The 20,289-nt window shown below is 49.7% G+C and carries 22 protein-coding genes; 17 read left to right on the forward strand and 5 right to left on the reverse strand.

The window, feature by feature from the left end:
- Positions 1 to 107: 107 nt before the first annotated feature.
- The 8 genes from ACN4EG_RS20775 to ACN4EG_RS20810 all read left to right on the forward strand — a co-directional run bounded on the left by ACN4EG_RS20775 (position 108) and on the right by ACN4EG_RS20810 (position 5,293).
- The gene (locus tag ACN4EG_RS20775; RefSeq protein ID WP_431632103.1) at positions 108 to 338 is read left to right on the forward strand and encodes a hypothetical protein; all 231 of its coding nucleotides are present in this window, start codon (positions 108 to 110) and stop codon (positions 336 to 338) included.
- On the forward strand, positions 335 to 598 hold the full coding sequence (locus ACN4EG_RS20780) for a ParE family toxin-like protein (protein ID WP_431632104.1): 264 nt from the start codon (positions 335 to 337) through the stop codon (positions 596 to 598). Before ACN4EG_RS20775 ends, ACN4EG_RS20780 begins: the two co-directional genes overlap by 4 nt.
- Before the next feature lie 590 nt (positions 599 to 1,188).
- Positions 1,189 to 1,515 carry a hypothetical protein gene (locus tag ACN4EG_RS20785; RefSeq protein ID WP_431632105.1) on the forward strand — a complete coding sequence of 109 codons (327 nt, stop codon included), beginning with the start codon at positions 1,189 to 1,191 and terminating at the stop codon, positions 1,513 to 1,515.
- Between the two features lie 330 nt (positions 1,516 to 1,845).
- Positions 1,846 to 2,715, forward strand: a complete 870-nt coding sequence (blaOXA, locus tag ACN4EG_RS20790) for a class D beta-lactamase (protein WP_431632106.1) — start codon at positions 1,846 to 1,848, stop codon at positions 2,713 to 2,715.
- Between the two features lie 361 nt (positions 2,716 to 3,076).
- A complete protein-coding gene (locus tag ACN4EG_RS20795) occupies positions 3,077 to 3,634 on the forward strand; it encodes an HPP family protein (protein ID WP_431632107.1) in 558 nt (185 codons plus the stop codon).
- Positions 3,635 to 3,763: 129 nt separating this feature from the next.
- Positions 3,764 to 3,892, forward strand: a complete 129-nt coding sequence (locus tag ACN4EG_RS20800) for a hypothetical protein (protein WP_431632108.1) — start codon at positions 3,764 to 3,766, stop codon at positions 3,890 to 3,892.
- Between the two features lie 134 nt (positions 3,893 to 4,026).
- Positions 4,027 to 4,362 (forward strand): low molecular weight protein tyrosine phosphatase family protein, encoded by a 336-nt coding sequence (locus ACN4EG_RS20805; RefSeq protein ID WP_431632109.1) that lies wholly within the window; start codon positions 4,027 to 4,029, stop codon positions 4,360 to 4,362.
- A gap of 340 nt (positions 4,363 to 4,702) precedes the next feature.
- On the forward strand, positions 4,703 to 5,293 hold the full coding sequence (locus ACN4EG_RS20810; protein WP_431632110.1) for a hypothetical protein: 591 nt from the start codon (positions 4,703 to 4,705) through the stop codon (positions 5,291 to 5,293).
- Between the two features lie 190 nt (positions 5,294 to 5,483).
- Here the strand turns inward: ACN4EG_RS20810 and ACN4EG_RS20815 are convergent, their stop codons facing one another.
- Both ACN4EG_RS20815 and ACN4EG_RS20820 read right to left on the reverse strand, forming a co-directional pair.
- Positions 5,484 to 5,987, reverse strand: coding sequence for an AraC family transcriptional regulator (locus ACN4EG_RS20815; protein WP_431632111.1), 504 nt, complete (start codon positions 5,985 to 5,987; stop codon positions 5,484 to 5,486).
- Positions 5,988 to 6,059: 72 nt separating this feature from the next.
- Positions 6,060 to 6,923 (reverse strand): EamA family transporter, encoded by an 864-nt coding sequence (locus tag ACN4EG_RS20820; protein WP_431632112.1) that lies wholly within the window; start codon positions 6,921 to 6,923, stop codon positions 6,060 to 6,062.
- Between the two features lie 11 nt (positions 6,924 to 6,934).
- Between ACN4EG_RS20820 and miaE the strand changes: the two genes are divergently transcribed.
- A complete protein-coding gene (gene miaE, locus ACN4EG_RS20825; protein WP_431632113.1) occupies positions 6,935 to 7,534 on the forward strand; it encodes a tRNA-(ms[2]io[6]A)-hydroxylase in 600 nt (199 codons plus the stop codon).
- 32 nt (positions 7,535 to 7,566) lie between these two features.
- Positions 7,567 to 8,058 (forward strand): GNAT family N-acetyltransferase, encoded by a 492-nt coding sequence (locus tag ACN4EG_RS20830; protein ID WP_431632114.1) that lies wholly within the window; start codon positions 7,567 to 7,569, stop codon positions 8,056 to 8,058.
- A gap of 254 nt (positions 8,059 to 8,312) precedes the next feature.
- Here the strand turns inward: ACN4EG_RS20830 and ACN4EG_RS20835 are convergent, their stop codons facing one another.
- A complete protein-coding gene (locus ACN4EG_RS20835) occupies positions 8,313 to 9,578 on the reverse strand; it encodes an AAA family ATPase (protein WP_431632115.1) in 1,266 nt (421 codons plus the stop codon).
- Between the two features lie 343 nt (positions 9,579 to 9,921).
- Positions 9,922 to 10,857 carry an NAD-dependent epimerase/dehydratase family protein gene (locus ACN4EG_RS20840; protein ID WP_431632116.1) on the reverse strand — a complete coding sequence of 312 codons (936 nt, stop codon included), beginning with the start codon at positions 10,855 to 10,857 and terminating at the stop codon, positions 9,922 to 9,924.
- Between ACN4EG_RS20840 and ACN4EG_RS20845 the strand changes: the two genes are divergently transcribed.
- The 3 genes from ACN4EG_RS20845 (at position 10,841) to ACN4EG_RS20855 (ending at position 13,820) form a co-directional block, all read left to right on the forward strand.
- The gene (locus ACN4EG_RS20845; protein WP_431632117.1) at positions 10,841 to 11,062 is read left to right on the forward strand and encodes a hypothetical protein; all 222 of its coding nucleotides are present in this window, start codon (positions 10,841 to 10,843) and stop codon (positions 11,060 to 11,062) included. The two genes, ACN4EG_RS20840 and ACN4EG_RS20845, sit on opposite strands and share 17 nt — an antisense overlap.
- Before the next feature lie 247 nt (positions 11,063 to 11,309).
- The gene (locus ACN4EG_RS20850; RefSeq protein ID WP_431632118.1) at positions 11,310 to 13,136 is read left to right on the forward strand and encodes a ShlB/FhaC/HecB family hemolysin secretion/activation protein; all 1,827 of its coding nucleotides are present in this window, start codon (positions 11,310 to 11,312) and stop codon (positions 13,134 to 13,136) included.
- A gap of 303 nt (positions 13,137 to 13,439) precedes the next feature.
- Entirely contained in the window at positions 13,440 to 13,820 is a 381-nt protein-coding gene (locus tag ACN4EG_RS20855; RefSeq protein ID WP_431632119.1) for a hypothetical protein, read from the forward strand.
- A 94-nt stretch (positions 13,821 to 13,914) separates the two neighbouring features.
- On the opposite strand, the gene ACN4EG_RS20860 is transcribed toward ACN4EG_RS20855, so the two are convergent.
- On the reverse strand, positions 13,915 to 15,384 hold the full coding sequence (locus ACN4EG_RS20860) for a proton extrusion protein PcxA (RefSeq protein ID WP_431632120.1): 1,470 nt from the start codon (positions 15,382 to 15,384) through the stop codon (positions 13,915 to 13,917).
- A 251-nt stretch (positions 15,385 to 15,635) separates the two neighbouring features.
- On the opposite strand from ACN4EG_RS20860, the gene ACN4EG_RS20865 reads away from it, so the two are divergent.
- The 4 genes from ACN4EG_RS20865 to ACN4EG_RS20880 all read left to right on the forward strand — a co-directional run bounded on the left by ACN4EG_RS20865 (position 15,636) and on the right by ACN4EG_RS20880 (position 20,137).
- Entirely contained in the window at positions 15,636 to 17,774 is a 2,139-nt protein-coding gene (locus tag ACN4EG_RS20865; RefSeq protein ID WP_431632121.1) for a PD-(D/E)XK nuclease family protein, read from the forward strand.
- A 115-nt stretch (positions 17,775 to 17,889) separates the two neighbouring features.
- Positions 17,890 to 19,101, forward strand: coding sequence for an HhoA/HhoB/HtrA family serine endopeptidase (locus ACN4EG_RS20870; RefSeq protein ID WP_431632122.1), 1,212 nt, complete (start codon positions 17,890 to 17,892; stop codon positions 19,099 to 19,101).
- Between the two features lie 20 nt (positions 19,102 to 19,121).
- Entirely contained in the window at positions 19,122 to 19,424 is a 303-nt protein-coding gene (locus tag ACN4EG_RS20875) for a hypothetical protein (RefSeq protein ID WP_431632123.1), read from the forward strand.
- A gap of 116 nt (positions 19,425 to 19,540) precedes the next feature.
- On the forward strand, positions 19,541 to 20,137 hold the full coding sequence (locus tag ACN4EG_RS20880) for a cytochrome b (protein ID WP_431632124.1): 597 nt from the start codon (positions 19,541 to 19,543) through the stop codon (positions 20,135 to 20,137).
- Positions 20,138 to 20,289 lie beyond the last annotated feature (152 nt).

Genomic DNA, 20,289 nt, shown 5'->3' on the forward strand with positions numbered 1-20,289 from the left:
AGATTCAGCATGAGAAGGCTCTGGGCTACTGCTTCACATTATCCATTATTTCCCAACACGTCTAGTAGGTTATAGAATAGAAAAGACCCACTGCGCTGATAGATGCCATGTCTTCTCCTGCCATTACCACGATCGTCAAAATGGTTGAGTCACTGCCTGATGAGCTTCAAGCGCAAGTAGTGGAGCATGTTCGTGCCTATCTCGCCGAAATTGAAGAAGAAAAGCGCTGGGATGAATCGTTTAAGCGGACGAAGCATAATCTAGTCGCGGCAGCCCAGAAAGCCAAAGCAGAGATTGCAGCGGGAATGGCCACGCCGATGGACTATGAACAGCTATGAAGTCGGCGACATTGCCCTCGTTTTGGGAAAAGTATCGCGCCATGAGTCCAGCGGTTAGAGCCGGAGCCAGGAAAGCATATCGTTTATGGGCTGAGAATCCATTTCATCCATCGTTACATTTTAAGTGCATTGACAGCGACGAAAATATTTGGTCAGTGCGGGTAACGAAGAGTCATCGGGCAGTGGGGGTGATGTCAGGGGACACGGTGACTTGGTTTTGGATTGGCGATCATGATGAGTACGAAGCGTTTTATTCGTGAGTGCCAGCCGTAGAACAAGTGCGATGCACCGGAACTTTGGAGTATGATAATTAGTAGCCAGAGTTATCTGAGTCTGGTGATCGCAAACGTTATGCTGACTGCCCAGAGAGAAAAAAGCTCTTCCAGTCTCTGTTTTTCCAGCATTTCAGTTCACGTTTCAAAATTGTGGTTATTACGATCGCTTCATTGATCGCATCATCAATGTTATTTGAGACTCGGCGCGGACTCATCGATCGAGGCTTTTGCGACATTGCTCCGTTCGTTTTCCCAGAATCAGATCGATCGAGGTTCTAGCAAAACTAACTGACTCATTTACCCAGGAACCCGTCCACGGAAGCATAGATAGTGGTCATTGAGAGCGATCGGGGTGCTTTCTCCCTCATTTGTGTGATGCAAAGTTCGATCTATCTTTCGGGTGGATTCGTGGGCAGTCGTTTCCCGGCCAAAATCTGGAAAAACTCCATGATTAGCCCAGCCTAACCGATCGTCGTACCTGACTGGCAATGCTATGCTATTTTCAGCAAAGCTAACTCACAGCAGGTGAACTTTGCGTTAAACATTGCTTGAGATTTAAAAGTCTGTATTGAAAGGTGACAAAATCTAACAACAAAGATCGTGCTCAGTCGTCTAGTTGTCTTTCTAAAGCTTCTGGATGTTTAGTTGCATTCCTAATCCTTCCACTCTCTATTACTTGTGCTGGATGGTTTGCCTTTGCTCTTGGTTCAATGGGTTGCGCTCTCCCTAATAGATGTTCAAAAGCAGAAGAATTCGCTAAAGGGATTCTTTCAATGGTTATTCTAGTTGGAGGAGGGGTTGGCATTCCTTTACTAATTGGAAGTTTAGTAGGTAAAGCTGTGCAAATAATTTCTGTGAATCACTCAAAATCAAGAGACGACAATGAAAATTACTACGATTAAAGCAGTATCGAATTGATTCAGTTGAACTAATCGAATAACATCTGCACTGTCAATCGATATTTAGGGGCGATCGCAACAACAGGTATCAGCCAAATATCGGCGCTGGCGGTACAATAGTTTTTGGTAAAGTTGCATCACTTCTGGTGTCTAACGATTTGTTGGAGCTGATGGACGAAACACGTGGGTGAATGGCTTATTTTACAGGCAGCTCAAGGGCTGTTATGGTGCAAAGGTATCTGTTGATTAGTCGTTGAGAATTTGTACTTGATTGTTGATGCATCTCTAGCTCCGAAATCTGCGAAGCTACATCTCCTTACCCTGGGAAAGCTTATGAATCGTATTCTTCGTCCTATAATAATTGTTTTCGTTGTATTGTGTTGCATTATCTCCTTCCTAGTTCAAGTCACACAATCCGATGCGACAATGCAAAACGTTGCCTCCAAGCCTCCCATCCAGGCAAATGTTGCTCAAAATATTGATTTTTCAAGACACTTTTTAGATCTGAAAGTTGAGGGTTCAATTCTGATCTACGACTTGAGCAATAATCGTGTTTTTCAACATAATCCACAACGAAATGAAACAGCTTTCCCCCCTGCATCAACATTCAAAATTCTTAACTCACTAATTTCATTAGAAACTAAAGTTATTACGGATGAAATTGCTGTTCTTACGTGGGATGGAATTCAAAGGGAGTTGCCTGCGTGGAATCGAGACTTGAATATGAGAGAAGCATTCAAACTTTCCGCAGTCTGGTTTTACCAAGTTCTGGCCCGCCGAGTAGGACATGAGCGAATGCAACAATGGGTGACTCAGGTGAAATATGGAAATCAAAATATTGGACAGAAAGATGATATTGATAAATTTTGGTTAAATGGGTTATTAAAAGTTACACCTCAACAGCAAATTCAATTTCTCCAACGTCTTTATAATAACGATTTACCATTTTCTGAGGGAACACTCTCTACTGTGAAGGACATTATGATTAATGAGAGAACTCCAGACTACACAATCAGAGGTAAGACCGGTTGGTACGGTTTTGGAAGTAAAGTGATACCAAATATTGGATGGTATATCGGTTATTTGGAGAAAGGTAAGAATACTTATTTTTTTGCTACCAACATCGATATTCGTAATGAGAAAGATCCATCTCTTCGCATGGAGTTGACACGTCGTTGCTTGAAAGATATTGCAGTATTGTAAGCTCAAATATATATTGCTTTCGTCTATCCACAAGCCATTGCGCACCGATCGTATAAAGTTAGTTGGCTGAGTGCGAAAGGTTAGTGCAAAAGGTTACTGACTGCGGGTGAACGGGGGGCATTATGCGGCAATTCTCCACCCATGGAATGCAGCAGTGCTGAGTCTTAATAGCTGAGTCTTAATATTTTTCGGTAGCAGTATCAAGGCTTGATAAGGACTCAAAAGGCTTGAAACATAATTTTTGCTACTATAAATAAACCTAAATAAACAAATAATAAAAAATCTGTATATTTGAATACTTTTTTAAATTTTCTTAAGGAAACCATGATATTCTAACTTCAGCGGTGATTATTACTGGTTTATGCTGAACTACAAGAAAGTTCGATCGAGATGGGAAAACTACTTGTACAAAGTCTTCCACAGATGGCAATCCTGCCCTTTGACTTGCCCAGTTGAGAAGCCTCATCATCGACACATTTTCTGGAGTTGGTTCGGCAGTTTCCTGGCTATTTCTATTTGTGCTTACCTGACGATGACAACGAACTCGCCGTTGCTGATGGCTCCGTTTGGTGCTACCAGCGTTCTGATCTTCGGGGTTCCCGATAGCTCATTGGTGCAGCCTCGTAATGTCATCGGTGGGAATGTCTTAGCATCGCTTGTGAGTCTGACAATTCTGCATCTTTTCGGGGCTTCACCTCTGACGATCGGCATGGCAGTATCGATTACGATCGGTATTATGCAACTTACTGGAACGGTGCACCCTCCCTCAGGAGCTGTTGCCTTAGTTGTAATGATGACCCAACCCGATTGGCAATTTTTGCTGAGACCTGCCTTTGAGGGTTCGGTGATTTTAGTTGTGTGCGCTGTCATCTTCAACAATTTAGCTGAAGAAAGAACTTATCCAAAACATTGGCTATAATCGAACGACGCTTAGATTAAGGTATAACTCTTACCCCAAGGATCTGCTTGTGAAGGCACCGCATGACGACTGCGCTTCACCGGAACGTATCAATATGGTCAATTAATTTGCACAGTTTGTCTGTATCCAATGAGCGCGATCGTTATACAGCTAATGCTGAACTTTACTGAAGCGGTAGAAAAATATCAACGATCGCTTCCTGGGCAGGCACTGCTGGGGGAAAGAGCACTCTCTGGAGAAACAGCGGAAACGCCCTAGCCTCTTCATACCAAATCAACTGGTAACTGCAACACCTATTGATTTGGTGTCAGCAACACCCTAAAAGCAATCGATCATCCAGTGCTTTCAATGGCTGAAAGCTTTATGATGACCAGACAAGATATGTACAACCCATGAATCTACTTTTTGTTTGTAGTGCCAATCAATTGAGAAGCCCAACGGGGGAAGAAGTCTTCAGCCAGTACGAGGGAATTGAAGCCATTGGCTGTGGAACCAATCGCGATGCAGCGACTCCGCTCAGTGGAGATCTGATTGAGTGGGCCGATATTATTTTCGCCATGGAACCCTATCACCGGACTCAGGTGTCGAAGCGGTTTAAACCATTGCTGAAAGGCAAAAAATTGGTCTGCTTAGACATCCCAGACAATTACCAAAGAATGGATCCAGCTTTAATCAAGCTTTTAGAATCCAAAGTCTCTCAACACGTCCGACTAGAGCACAATCCATAAATTTTTCTCATCCGTGAAAAGTTCTTGACAGTTTGGTCTATCCCTCTTAAATCACTTTGGGAAAAGGTCAATCAACTAAAAACAACGAAATCCCTACAAAGCCTGAGCTTTAACGTATATGTTCTATTTCCAAAGGTTTAAACCATTTGACGATGATGTGTATATGCTAGACAGCTTATTGTGAAAGGCTTGCAGCTTTTAGAAATGATTTCAATTTGGCTAAATTGACGTATGAGGGATATGCAGACTGCTATTAGATAAAAAACCGCATTTTCTCCGAGTTAATTAAGATTGATTTTCATTAGATTAGATATGTTATTGAACAATGTATTCTACAGCTATGATTCGTCCGTTTAAGGTTTTAGCATTTTTCACTATCACTGCAATTGGAGCAGCGATTTCCGGTGTATTGATTCCCGGCTCTGCTAGCGCTCAAGAGGTTGGTCGAGTTTCTCAAGCAAATCTGTCTAGAGCAAAATCCCAACCCACTGGCATGACAGATACTCAGTACAAAGCGCTGAAATCCTTGAACATGAAAATAGTGATTCCTGCCGATGTGCCCAAAGGTTTTCGAGTTGTTGGCGTTACCACCGAAGCATGCGGCCCTAATGGTTGTCGCGTTGGAAGACCAAACTACTCAATTCTCTATCGTGACCCCAGCAAAGCCTGCTTCACAATTGAAGGCACCAGTGGAGGAGTTGGTGGCCCTGCTCTAGAACCTGAAATCTCCGTAACCAGTAAATTGTTTGGATCAACGGCGGTGGGATCTTATTCAGAGAGTCGTCATGTCTCATCAGAGTGGTTGAGTCTTTCTCCTTCCTCAGGCCCGTTTTATCGTGTGTACTCAGGAGGAATCACTCGCGGTTGTGCGACAATCATTACAACCGAGGAAGCATCTCAAATTGTTCAGTCGTTAAAGTGGATGCCTTAATGCTAAAAATCCAGCGAGCAATCTAAATTCAAGCTTGACGACATCCGATCTGTGCAGCGACCCTCGATCGCGCCTACTCCAAAAAACCGGATGTTTCCAAAAAACCGGTTTTTTGGAAACATCCGGTTTTTTAATCCCCAGCACAATTTCTAACCGCTCCCGCCTCCCGCCACGTCGTACATGAAGAGGATTACTGAAGCGGTAGAAAAATATCAACGATCGCTTCCTGGGCAGACACTGCCGGGGGAAAGAGCACTCTCTGGAGAAACAGCGGAAATGCTCTGGGAACCTCACCACTCATCGGCAACCACTGCCCGAAAAGATAGGCCATGCTCTCACCCAGCATCCCATCATCACCAATATGGCGCAAAACCGCGCATTTCCCCCCAGGAATGGTTTTAGCCACAATACCATAGGCATTTTCCCCGATCGGGAGATCCGTTGCCACACAGAGATCACACCGATAGTCCGCAGGTGCAGTCTCTGTAGGACTGTTATAGAGAATATTAAACGTTGCGTTAGTTGCTGGAGAGAGATGGTTTTGCTTGCGCCAAGCAATGAATTTGCCAATGGAATCCTCAATCAGAGTAGGATCCCCCCGATGTTCTAGAACCGCCACTGGGGTCGTTGGAAAATCAACAATCTTGACATTATACTTGCCATCACCTTCAGCATAACTTTGGCAATCTTTCATGAAACTCATCCATCTTCACAGCACTCCTATTCTATCGCGCTAAAATTAACCCTGCCCCTCTCCCCCTTCATCCTAAAAAACCGTCATAATCACGACCCCACTCACCATAATCGCTGCACCCAGCAACCGCTCCCTAATGCCATCTTCCTTAAATAAAAAATGACCCAAAATCACACTAATTAATGCGCTCATCCGTTTCACCGCAATCACCTGCGTCACTGCTGTCATCCCCACCGCAACCATCTGCGAACCCACCGCGATCGCAAACATCAAACCAATACTGGCCAACTTCGGCAAATGCGGCGTAATTTTCGCGATCGGGGTTCGGGAACGCAACAGCGCGATCGGCAGCATTCCCAACGCAATAAACGAAAATAGTGAAACGCACCAGAAAAACGGCGAAGAACTCATCACCCCCACTTTGTCAAACGCTGCCGTAATGCTCCACAACGCCGCCACCACCAGCATTAGCCGACTGCCTTTATTGACAAACAGCGCCCGTAACGGTGCGAAATAGCCCTTATGCTTTTCCCGCAGATTTAACACATAGGACCCAATTACGATACAAAAGACCCCGATCGCATCCGCCCCGTTGGGAAATTCATGGGCAATGATCGGCGAAGTCACTAATAAAAACAGCGGCGTCAACGTTACCAACGGCACCGTCAGCGACAAATCCGCCAACTTAATCGCCTTGATGTACAGCAAAAACGAAACGACATTGATACTGCCCCCGATCGCCAAAGCCCGCCAATAGTCCGGCTGGATCTCGGGAATGCCCACCACCCACAGCACAGGTAATAAAAATACCACCGCAAAGGCTTGGCTCAGAAAGGCCACCACATACTCATCCACAACTTTAAGGCTGTGTTTACTGATCACATCCTTCAAAGACTCAAAGAAAGCCGTTAAAATTGCAAATGCCAACCAAATCATTCGAGCCTCCTGTGAGTTCTGAGACGCTGCCGAGAATCCGCTTTTTAACAACGCCAACGTCCGATGCGTGGGTGAAGCAAGCCCTAGCCAATCTGGATACGATTTTGCTAGATCACTCCCACTGTGAGCGCAAAGCCGCTAGTGTAGCGCTAAATCTCATGTTTCGCTATCCCTCCAGCGCTAAGTTGATCAAAAGCCTGACCGCGATCGCCCAGGAGGAATTGCAGCATTTTGAGCAGGTCAACGCCATCCTGGAGGAACGCGGCATTGCCTTGGCTCCCCTCGCACCGCCGCCCTACGGAGCCACCCTGAACAAATCCGTGCGCCGGGACGAACCCGATCGAATGCTGGACTTGCTGCTGGTTTCCGGCCTCATCGAAGCTCGGAGCCACGAACGCTTGGGACTGTTGGCCGCCCATTGCCCCGATCGGGAACTGGCGGACTTCTACGGTAGTCTGATGGCCTCGGAGGCGCGACACTACGGTGCTTACTGGGTGCTGGCGGACACCTATTTCGATCGGGCGATCGTCATGCAGCGCTTGGAAGAACTGGCCGAGGTAGAAAGCAATATTTTAGCCACCTTACACCCCGAGCCACGGGTTCATTCCTGATGCAAGCTCTGCCGAATCACAGGCCCAATCCTATGCCTTTGCAATACCGAGACTGTATCCTACGCCCTTGGCAACCCCACGATCGCGCGGCTGCCGCTGCTGTGATTGCCACCGTACTGGCGGAGTATGGCTTGGGTTGGGAGCCGGAGGGGGCCGATCGAGATGTGCTGCAAGTGGAGGATTGTTATCTGAGTCGGGGTGGGGAATTTTGGGTGATTGAGCAGGGGGGAACGGTGGTTGGCACGGGAGCCTATTACCCGATCGATCGGGGCAACCAAGCCGTCGAATTGCGCAAAATGTATTTGCTACCCACAGTACGTGGCCAAGGTTTAGGCAAGTTTTTGCTGCAACAGTTGGAAGCGACTATTCAAGCTCACGGGTTTCAGGAGATCTGGATCGAGACGGCCAGTGTGTTAAAAGAGGCGGTTCAGCTCTATGAAACCCACGGCTATCGGCCCAGCACTGGCGTAGAAACGGCTCGATGCGATCGGGTTTACGTTAAACGATTGGCATCCACTCGTTAAACCTATGTCAGTTCGATGAATTCGTGGGGTTGCGCGATCGTCGGGGCGGCTACGCCGCAAGGATCGGGGAACTTCTCCCCGCCCCCCTGCAATGTCAGGGGACTCTACTCCCCCGACACCCCCCGAAAGGGGCTTCTCCGTTTAAGCACAGGGGATTTATGAGGGACAATTTTGCTGGTTGAATTGACGTTAAACCCGATCGACTCCAGGGAATGCAATGCGGTAGGGGCAATCCCTGAGCCATACTAACAATGCTAGGAAGGCGAGCCCATCGGACGATTCACCATCATTTCCGTCAGTCGATTCCGATCGCGTTTGCCAATTCCTACCAGACGAATGTAATTACTAGACTGCTCATCTAAGCAAGCCTCCAACGCCGCGATCGCGGTTCTGGGATCCTGTTCAAAGGTGCCGTAGCAATTCCAAGACCCCGTCCGAAAACGACGCGGATTGGCGTATTCAATCCCAATCCGATCGCCCATGCCAATAATGCGGTTAATTTCGCCAACCATGGCAGGGCTCAACCGAGTTGATGAGGGCATACCGGGATAGCTTTTGCGTTCTGGGGTTGGAGCCGGAGTCGGTAGATCGGGACTTGCACGATCGCTCCCTGCGCGATCGGATTCCTGGGGCGATCGTTGAATACTTTGGTTGTAAGCTTGCACCAATCGCAATTCCTGGATACGTTTTTGTTCCCGCACCATGGTATGGCCCACTTCGATCAAGTGCGGCAAGCTAAAATCTGGACGATGAAACTCCGGCAGAGCCTCTTTGCTATTGACCACGCGGGCGGAAACATTTTCAAACCCGATCGAACTAATTAATCTCGCCACCTGTTCGTCGTACAGTCTGGCCCGCAGCGCCCCGTAGAAATCGATCGACTGATCGGGGAAGGTATCGACTAGCGTTTCAATATCCTTCCGCGCGACCTGATCGACTTCAAAAATTCCACTGACAATGCCCACACGATCGGCCCGATCGGGTTCCCAATAGAACTTCTCCATCCGACCATCGCGAATCAGAGGTGCATACAGCGTTGCAAAATCATTCCCCGTCACGATAATCGGAATGCGTTTCGTCGGTTCGCTGTCGTAGCTACCGGGTAATTGCACATTCGTCGGATTATCCGCAATGTTCATCAACGTGCCGTGAACTAATTGCGTATTGACGGTATATTGCGTCAATTGATCCACCCGACCAATTCCCGCATCGATGTCATTAATCATCAATACTGCCATCTTGCCCCGCACCTTCACCAATTCCCCCGCTTCCCGGTAGCGCAGTCGAATCAGCCGCGCCGGATCCCCGGCATCGGGACTTTCCAATTCCCCCGCAGACATATAAACCACTTCAATGCCCATCTTCTGGAACACGAGGTCACACTGAAACGACTTGCCTTCGCCCTTGCGCCCATGGACACCCAAAATCAACGGCACCTTAACGTTAGGTAAATCCAGGTAGTTCTTGGTGATGTGAACGGCTAATTTTTCTAGAAAGCGCGGAGCAATGTAAAAAGCCATGGCAAAGACAAACAGCTAGAGGTGCGTTGGGAAATGGGATGGGAAATGGGATAGGCAACGATTAAACGTCTAAATACTGAATGGGTGTAGATTCAGTCAATTCAAAGTATCGTGAATAGCCTGAGCTTCGATCCCCCTTATTAAGGGGGACTTTGAAACTTTAGTACCCCCCTTTATTAAGGGGGGAGGGGGGATCGGATTGTGGCATTGATTAATCGATTTGATCTCAGACTTTCTATTATCCCTTCCGGAGTCAGCCCTTGCATGAACAAAAAACTGACTCCCGTGATTGGAAAAGCTGATGGCATAGAATTCCGTAGACTAGAAGCCTACCCCTAGGAACCTAACCCACTGCTGCCAAAATCTCATCGTCGATCGAGAAATCAATATCCGCCCGATCGCGCCCAGAGGCTAAGTAATCGTTCTGTAACGAGTCTTTCAGGCCAGAAACGAGATCAAATTGCGGCTGCCAGTTCAGTTCTGCCTTGGCCTTTTCGATCGAACAGAAGAAATGCTGAGTCCGCATGGGGAAGGCTTTGCGCTTGCCAAAGTCAAAGGCTTTGGGGTCAAAGTGAACGATTTTCAGGCTGTCGGGATCCTTGCCAGCGGCTACTGCACAGGCTTTGGCGAGTCCATCAAAGGTCACTTCCCGCTCTCCAGAGACGTTGTAAATTTGCCCGATCGCCCGATCGTTGCCCAGGACTTTCGCCATGGCGGCGGCGAGGTCAGCGCAGTGGCCAAATTGGGTAAAGTGTTGACCGTGGCCGGGAATGGGAACGGGACGATCGCGCACAATGCGATCGAAAAACCAAGCTTCTAAATCGTTGTAATTCTGCGGCCCGTAGATGTAGGTCGGACGGATGGAGGTGAAGGGCAAGCCCTGGGCAGCTAAGTAAGCTTCGGTATCATTTTTTCCCTTGTGGCGACTTTTTGGATCCACCGCATCGGCTTCAATGTGGGGCATTTGGTCAGACTTGAGGTACACTCCCGCCGAACTCATGTAGACAAAATGCTTGACTTTACCGTTGAACAAATCGGCCAAAGGCTGGGTATCGCTCAGTTCCCGTCCATTGTTGTCAAAAATGGCGTCAAAGGATTCCCCCGCCAGTTGTTGGATGGCCTCCGGCTGGGTACGATCGCCCACAATCACCTTCAAACCTTCCACGGGCGAAGGCTTTTTGCCTCGGTTGAACAGCACGACTTCATGGCCTTGCTCCACCAGTAACCGCGTCAGATATACCCCGATAAACCGGGTTCCGCCCATGACCAAAACTCGCATTGCGATCGCGCTCCCATTGACAACGATTCTCTATCTTACCGAGATCCGCGAACGCCTTGAACATCGAGCAGATCCTAGGGATGTTGCTGCCATAGGTCTAGCTGCCATAGGTCTAGTTGCCACGCCTACAAATTTTCCAGATTTCGTCTATTTTCGTAGCCAAGAAATCCGGCTGTGTCACCGTTTTCTCAGTATTATGCAATAACCCCTAGTGGCAATTGATACTCAACTCACACAGGTGGGTGAAATTACTGAGTTAATGTTTGGCGGTTATGGAACTCGAATATCATAATGCAGTTCCTCTGATGGCTCCCTGTTGAACCTGCAACTCAAATTCTTTTAATCCAACCTTCCGTGAACTCTTGATCCAAATTTCGTTGCAGTAAAAATTACATTGCCTGATCTCTAGTTACGCTTGCAACTCATTTCTGTGTGTCTTCCGGAGCTTCATCATGGTTAATCCGCTATATCCTTGGCTTTGTCGGTTGGGATGGTTCACTTCAGCCCAATCTCCCAACGTTGAGGAAACGATCGTGGCTTCTGGAACGATTGTGTTTGGCGGCCTAGTCAGTTCTTTGCTAATCAGTATGCCGCCCAGCTTGGCTCAAACCGTAGCTCCCGCCCCCTTTCCCCTCGATCGCACACTACGTCCGGGTGGGACGATCGTCCCACGAGAGGCCCAACCCCCTTCTACCCAACCGTTACCTGAAGCCATCCCAACCCAGCCGTTACCCCCCCCGTCGGAGCTACTATCCCCCCCAACGGGTTCGAATGAGACGATACCCAATGGGCCGCAGACGATCGTGGTGAAGCGGTTCAAAGTGACCGGAAGCACCGTGTTTTCCCCGGCGGACTTCGATCGCGTAGTGGCTGAATTTGTCGATCGGCCCATCACGCTCACGGAATTATTCCAAGCCCGCTCGGCGGTGACTAATTTCTATCTGCAAAAAGGCTACATCACCTCCGGAGCCTACATTCCACCCCAAAAATTAAGCGATGGGGTGGTAGAAATTCGGGTGCTGGAGGGCAGTTTACAAGCAATTAACGTCACGGGAACCCAGCGGCTGAATCCCGGCTATGTGCGATCGCGCATTGGGCTAGCGGCCCAACGCCCCCTGACTCGGGAACGGTTGCTGGATGGTTTACGGCTACTACAACTGGATCCCAGAATTCAAAACCTATCGGCGGAATTATCTACGGGCGATCGACCGGGGCAAAGTGTGCTGGATGTGCGTGTGGTGGAGGCAAAGACCTTTGATGCGAGTTTGACCTTGGATAATGGTCGATCGCCCAGTGTGGGAACAGATCAGCGTAAGATTCAACTTCAGGAAGCGAATCTGCTGGGTCTTGGTGACAGTCTCAGTGTGGGCTATGGCAATACGAATGGTAGCAATAGTCTAGATGTGGGCTACACCGTGCCGCTCAGTCCGCACAATACAACACTGAGTTTGAGTTATGGCGGATCTGCGAGCAGCGTGATTGAGCGACCGTTTAATATTTTAGATATTGAGTCCAAGTCCCGTTATTACGAACTGACCCTACGCCATCCGTTACTGCAAACCCCCACCCAAGAACTGGCGATCGGAATTACAGGCAGTTGGCGGCAGAGTCAAGCTACGTTTTTAGAAGATTTACCGTTTCCAGCCAGTGGTGCCGATGAGGACGGTAAAACCCGAGTGACGGCAATGCGATTTTTTCAGGAATGGACACAGCGGACTAGTCGTCAGGTCTTTGCTGCGCGATCGCAGTTTAGTTTAGGCTTAAATGCCTTTGGATCAACTATTAATGCAGATGCGCCGGATAGCCGCTTTTTTGCTTGGCGGGGACAGGCGCAGTGGGTGCGGTTGTTGGGGCCGGATACGCTGTTGTTGTTGCGGGGTGATGTGCAATTGGCCGATCGACCGTTAGTCGGGTTAGAGCAATTTGGCCTTGGGGGAGTGGATACAGTGCGGGGTTATCGGCAGGACTCACTGTTAACGGATAGTGGATTGTTGCTGTCAGCGGAGGTGCGGATTCCGATCGTGCGCTTTGGACGGCAGCAGAATGTGCTGCAACTGACGCCATTTGTGGATTTTGGGAAAGGGTGGAATTTGGGCGATCAAGCTGATCCGGAGACCAATACCCTAGCATCCGTTGGGCTGGGGCTCCGGTTGCAGTTAGCCAATGCATTGACCGCCCGCTTAGACTGGGGCATTCCCTTAGTAAACCTGTCAACGGAAAAGCAAAACCTACAGGAACGGGGCATTCATTTTTCGATCGTCGCTTCACCATTCCGCTAGGGGCATCCAAATTACAGCATTTCAATTTCTGCTACAACACAAGGTTATGACCGGAAATAAATTCATCAAAACAATCAATCTCTTCGGATGGCTCTAGCCCGTGCTATTCAGTGAAGCTTGATAATAATCAACCGATTTAATGAGTTTACACAATCCAAAAAGACCTTAACCTCTCCATAACCTACAGTCTATAAAATTCAAGAGCAGTCATCTTTTCAAGATTTTCTTCAAGGGTGTCTTGGAGCCAATTGTTGAAAATAGCTTATACCTCACTACCTCACTACATTATTCTGGAAATGACTAATGGCGAATAAAACTAGAAGAAACAATGAATTATCAATTTATTGGATCTTAATAGCAATCTGTAGTGTTGTTCCGGTGATTGGACAATCTTTTCTACTCTACGCCACACAAGATACTACCCAATTTACAGTTAACAAGCTAGAGCGCATAGCAAATCGATTTGACGAAGGAGCCAAATATATGGTTTTTACGCCCAATGAGACATTTGAAAATACGGATGTCTTGCTTTTGGGTAAGTTAAACTCTTCCGATCTTTATGGAACGATGCAAGTGGGAGTTACCTATGAAGCAGATGTCACTGGATTAAGAGTTCCTCTCTTGAATTGGCATCGCAATATTATTCGTGTTCGAGAGGTTTCCTCCTCAAAACAATCTCCTTAATTTAGTCGAGATTATTCCTAAAATATGGCGGATGAAAGAGCTCCCTCAACCTCCTAGAAGTATTGAGGATGATGGGAGCTACATCTTGCTGGAGTTACTCGTTCATCTCCTTATAAGTTGCCACCGCAGAGGGTGAAATTCGGTTGAGATAACGGAAGATCCAATACTTGAAAATCGTATCGAGAATCACTGGAAACGTTGCAATAAACAAGAAAATGAAATTGCGACTGGGAGGAATTCCCAAATGTTCCGATACGCCTTCCAGCAAAACTTCCCAACCGTGGGGTGAGTGGAACCCGACAAACACATCGGTAAACAGGATGATAATAAATGCCTTGGCACTGTCACTTAAGCCATAGGCGATCTCATCAATGAATCCCTTCACAGATTCGACTTGTACCCGTCCCCGCGTCAGAATAAAGATAAATGTCATAACACCGGAGAGATCGGCAATCCAGTTTTTCACAGCATTGGCACTGCGATGGGAATAGTCTTTCGCGATCGTCCTGACCCGATCGCGCACTTTTTCCTCCTGCACCTCCACCTCCGGCGCTTCCATGCCCAGGGTTTCCCGCAGCAGGGCTTCAAACTTCAGCCGTTCCTCAAAGGCTGTCAAACTTTTGAGCGCCTGCTCCGTCATTTCACCGTTGAGAAAAATCTTGCTAGGATTCGTGATCGCAAATTGATGACTAATCCAGTGACCCGGAATAAACCGATCGGACAGCGCCACATTCCGCACCGACACCTGCACCAAAATCGGCACTGCAACCAGAATCAAGATAAAGCGAATCGCCATCTTAGTGCGTTGCCGCTTGGCCTGGAAGTCCTGCATGACTTCATATTCGGCATTGGGATCGAGTTCCTGTTTCAGGCGACCGATCGTTCCCAAAATCGATCGAGGTAATACCCCCGTTTTATCTGAAATCGTTTCCAAATTACTCAGCGTATCGGGCTTTTTGTTATTGCGCGCTTGCTGATTGGCCAAGATTTGGGCAGAAAGATTGGCATTGTCGTGATAGCTATTTAACGACGGCTGACTCGATCGGGTTGGAGGAATGGCGGATGCAGCGGTCGTCATAGAGGGCTTCACTGGAACCAGCGCCGTAGACCCATTGCCCTGCATAGGGACTTGATAACGGGCCAAAATGCGATCGACGAACTGTAATTTTTCCAGAGAAATGGCAGTGCGTTCCTTGGTGGTGGGGATCAAGCGCCCATTGGAACCCTGAGCCGAATAGGCACCTGCCTCATCCACGGGGAGTAACTTGCGATCGGCCTTGGGATTGGTGACATTCAAGGTCGATCGACTCAGCCGAAACTCTGATAACCGTAGCCGAATCGTTTTGAGGTGCTTGTTCAGTTCCTGCTCAAAGTAAGCGTAGGTTTCTTGCCCCACCTCACCCTGAGGGGAACCGATTTTTTGTCCTCCAAAGTGCTCATTTTCCAATGCCTGAATCATCAAGGCAGCATCATAGGCTTCATCAAGAGCCCGATCGGGGGTGGTCAGATACCATTGTTCAGCGCGTTGCAGATAAGCACGAAGGCGAGAAAGAAAACTAACCATAATTGATGATGAGGCGGCTTGTCTCCGGAGGATGTATTAAATCCTGGCAAATGAAAATAATCAAGTGCTGTAGCAAACATTGCACAGCTTATTCTATGCCCGACATCTCGAAATATCTATCTTAGAGCGAACCAAATTTCTAATCGATCGCTTTAACAAACCTGGAGTTTCCTAGATCATCCAAACTAGAATAGAGCTTCCCTAGGGTTCTCAAAATCCTTCCCATCCTCGTTTTCGGCAGAGTTCTCGCCATGGTAGGTCAGCCCCCCGATCGTCCCTCTTCCAACGCCAAGCCGCTTGCCCATTGGATCACGGGGCCAAGCCGCAGCGGCAAAACCCAAGCCCTGATTGATCAGTTTTGTTTATGGGCCAATGCCACCCGCCAAAGCTATCCAACGCTGCCCACCTTTCCAGGCGTTCTGGTGCTCTCGGCGATCGGCGATAACCGCATGGACGTGACCGATCGACTCACCGCTGCCACCCAGGCCCAGTACCCCTTCCGCGCCACGACGCCCCTGGGGTTCTTTGAAGATGAGGTGGTGCTGTTTTGGGCGCTGTTGATTGAGAAGCTGGATTTGGTGGCGCAATTTCCCCTACGGCTGCGGCCTGAGAACGAACAGGAGCTGGCCCAACGGCTGTGGCAACCGGAGATCGATCGGGCGGTGGGTCAAACGGGGATCCGCGAGGCTAAGCTGGTGCGCCGCCTGCTGGATCTGATGCAACTGGCGGCCTTGAGTGGGATGGATCTCCAGGATCTCCCGATCGTCCTAGGCCAAGGGTTAGGCTCCCAAACGCCGGAACTGCCCCTGCCCTACGACACCGTGCGGGATCTGCTGCTGCAATGGCGATCGTGGTGTTTGCAGCGCGGCCTGCTGACCTATAGCCTAATTGCGGAACTCTACGGCCAAGTCCTACTACCCGATGCCCTTTACCAGGAAAAGCTGCGAACGCGCTATGGGGCCGTTTTTGCCGATGATGTGGATGAATATCCAGCGATCGTGCGGCCTTTGTTGGAGCAGTTTTTGGCCACCCAGGCTCCTACGGTGCTGACCTACAACCCCCAGGGAGCAATCCGGCTGGGCTTGGGCGCAGATCCGGCGTATTTGGAAAGCCTGCGCGATCGCTGTCAAGTAACAGACCTGGCTGCTCCCGGAAGATCGCTCGTTGATGAATTGGGGGAAGCGGTGGTGGAACTGGCGATCGCGCCCAGCTTTTTGCCCCCCAGCCTGCCCCCCTGCATCCGAGCCTTGCAAACGGGAACCCGCGCCCAACTGCTGCGCCAAACCAGCGAATTAATTCTAGAAGGGATCGAAACGGGACAGGTAGAACCCCGCGACGTGGCGATTATTGCCCCCGGTTTGGAACCGATTTCCCGCTATGCCTTGACCAATATCCTGACGAGCCAGGGCGTGCGGGTGGAGAATTTGAACGAACAACGTCCGCTGACGGCGGTGGCGATCGTGCGGGGGCTGCTGTCGCTACTGACCCTGGTCTATCCCGGCCTGGGACGACGGATCAAGCGGGATGCGATCGCGGAAATGCTGGTGGTGCTCTGTGCCGGGGCGATCGATCCAGTGCGGGCGGGACTGCTGGCCGACCACTGCTTTGAACCCCACCCGGAAACGCCGCGTCTCTTGCCCAGCCAAGCCTTTTCCCGTTGGGATCGCCTAGGTTACCAAGCCACCCAAGCCTACGATGCCCTAGTGCAGTGGATCGCCCATCAGCAAGCCCAATTGAGTCAGCGCATGATTGCTACGCCAGTGGTTTTGCTCGATCGGGCCATCCAAACGTTTTTCCAAGGGGGAACCCATCTGCCCTTTGAGCAGGTGGCCAGTTTGCGGGAGTTGCTGGAAACGGCGCAGCACTATTGGGAAGTGGAAGCGCGACTGCGGTTAAGCGATCCCCATCAGGTGTCCGATGCGCAACCGATCGCCCGACTGATCCAACTGTTGCGGGAGGGAGCGGTGACGGCGAATCCGTTTCCGGTACGACCGATCGGCCCCGCCAGCAATGCCGTGACCTTGGCCACCGTGTTCCAGTACCGTTCCAGTCGCCGATCACACCGTTGGCAGTTCTGGCTGGATGCGGGCAGTCCGCGCTGGCTGAGTGGGGTGGATTCGTTGTTTGCGGCTCCGCTGTTTTTGCAAAGTTGGTCGGGGCATCTCTGGACGGTGGATGATACGCAGGCGGCCAATGAACAACGGCTGCAACGGATTTTGACCGATTTGCTCAGTCGCACCCAGGAGCAGGTGGTGCTTTGTTACAGTGATCTCGCTTCCAACGGCCAGGAACAGACGGGGGTGTTGTTGTCCTTGGTCAATGCGGCGGCTCCGATCGGGTTGGAGGACGATCGGGCGGCTGAGGCAGAAACGATCGCGATCGATCGTTGAATTCTGCTGGATCGAGTAAAATTTTGCAGCTTGGGTCGCTGACTCTCTCAAGATTGGGCGACACTTAAATCTAGGCCAGCAACGGATTTTTGACGATCGGGAACGGGAACGAACTATGGCACTTTCCTTTAAACAACTGGCGATCGGGGTTTCCCTCGTGGCGATCGGGAGTGGGGTGGGACTGATGACGGCCAGTTGTGTGCGCAATGCTGCGAAAAACCCTGAAGGTGCCCCCGCGTCCTCGCCCATAGCCACCCAGCCGCTGGATCAAGACTCTAAGCCCTCCACAGCGACGAATAACCCTAACTTTATTGCCGATGCAGTGGAGCGGGTGGGGCCTGCGGTGGTCAGGATTAATGCCGCTCGCCACATTGCTAGCGCGCCTGAAGCGCTCCAAAATCCCTTGCTGCGCCGCTTTTTTGGTGACCAAATTCCCGACCAACCGGAGCGGGTGGAACGGGGCACGGGGTCAGGGTTTATTCTGTCAGCGGATGGGCGAATTTTGACCAATGCCCATGTGGTGGCAGAGGCGGATGAAGTCAATGTGGTGCTGAAGGATGGCCGATCGTTTAAAGGCAAGGTGATTGGCTTAGACCCGGTGACGGATGTGGCGGCGATTAAAATTGATGCGAAGGATTTACCCACCGTCAAGTTAGGGGATTCCGATCGCTTGATTCCGGGGCAATGGGCGATCGCGATCGGCAATCCCCTCGGGTTGGACAACACAGTGACGGCGGGGATTATCAGCGCAACGGGGAGATCGAGCCGTCAGGTGGGCATTTCCGACAAGCGCATTAATTTCATCCAAACCGATGCGGCGATTAATCCGGGCAATTCCGGTGGCCCCTTACTCAACGATCGAGGGGAGGTGATTGGGGTTAATACGGCGATTCGGGCCGATGCCCAGGGGTTGGGGTTTGCCATCCCGATCGCTACAGCCAATCGGATTGCCGATCAACTCTTCAGCAAAGGGAAGGTATCCCATCCGTTTCTGGGAATTCAAATGGTGGAACTGACGCCGGAGCTTCAGGAACAAATCAATAACGATCCCGACAACAATCTGCAAATTACCCAAAGTAGTGGGGTGTTAATTGTGCGGGTCGGCAAGGGCTCACCGGCGGCCCAAGGAGGACTGAAGGCTGGGGATATTGTGCAGAAAGTGGAGGGGCAACCGATCAAAACCTCCAGTGATGTGCAAGCCAAGGTGGAAGCGAGTACGATCGGTCAGGGGCTGACCTTTGAAGTGCTACGGGGCAATCAAACCACGACGATCGAAATTCGTCCGGGAGAATATCCGGCGCAAAGTTCGTCTGATGCGCCTAGGTAACTAGAAGGTTTCAAACTCCCATGGATTTTTATCTGATTCGAGTCCTGTTTCCGGCTGTCTTGATCGACCTTGCCCTTACGGTTGGGGTCTTCTGGAAGAGACGTTTCCTGCAACGAGGTAAAAAAATAGGGGTGGCATTGCTTCCGGCCCTGCTTTACCTCCTTGCGGCTCTGGTCTGGATTGTGATTCTGGATAATGGAGATCCCCGATTTCAGGGGCAAGGTGTCATAGGGTTGTTTTTCCTTTTCAGTTTGGGCCTAGTTTTCACGGTTCTGCGCCTGTTGTTGGGCGTTATACTTCTCATCAGCTTCCGCCGTCGCTAAAATCATAGTTCTATCTGGAGTTGCTCATGTTTCTGAAGGGGTCGCTTTGCTTTTCAGGACTTGACTGAAAGAAATGATGGATTGGTCTTGTTGATCTGCTGTGAGGAAAAGCCATTATGGGTTCATTACCGTCTACTGCTCCCCGTTCCCCTAGAGTCAATTCAGCCTTTCAACGGTTGATGTCGGTGCATTGGTGGATGGCGGTTTGCTATCTGATTCTATTTGTCGTGGGCACTGGGATGGCGCAGCTCCCAAGGGAAGTGTCTTTCCGAGGATTACTTTACGATTTTCATAAGTCGATCGGGTTGTTGACCTTAGGGTTGTTGACTTGGCGAATTTTGGTATTGCTGCAAGTGATGGGGAAGAAGTATACTAAGCGACTTCCTAAGTTTTCACCGAAGTGGATTCGCAATGTGATTTTACATGCTTTGCTCTATGGGTTGATGTGGGTGGTTCCGGTAACGGGAATTTTTCTGTCCAATTCGTTTCGTCCCAATAATGTCAAGTTTTTTGGGATTGCGATTCCGGATCTTTTTCCACAAAGTCAAGCGATGGTGGATGTGGGACGGGGTTTACATTTCTGGCTGTCCTACAGTTTTTTGGCGTTGATTATTTTGCATATGCTGGTGCAGTGGAAGGTGGTGAAGGCGAATTGGCGACGGTTTAAGGGATTTGTCAAAACGAAGTTTGCTGGGAATGCGATCGGATCGTAGGTCGATCGTTGGGTGAACCGAGATGAGAATAGCCTGCAATGATGGGCACCTATGCTTTCACTGACGTCAATGTAACCGTCTGTTAGCTCCCCGCGCTAGGCACTGCTGCGCTAGAATAAGGCGGCTTTTCCGATTCTGCAAAGATGATGATC

The sequence above is a fragment of the Alkalinema pantanalense CENA528 genome (assembly GCF_050753345.1).
Lineage (GTDB): Bacteria > Cyanobacteriota > Cyanobacteriia > Leptolyngbyales > Leptolyngbyaceae > Alkalinema > Alkalinema pantanalense.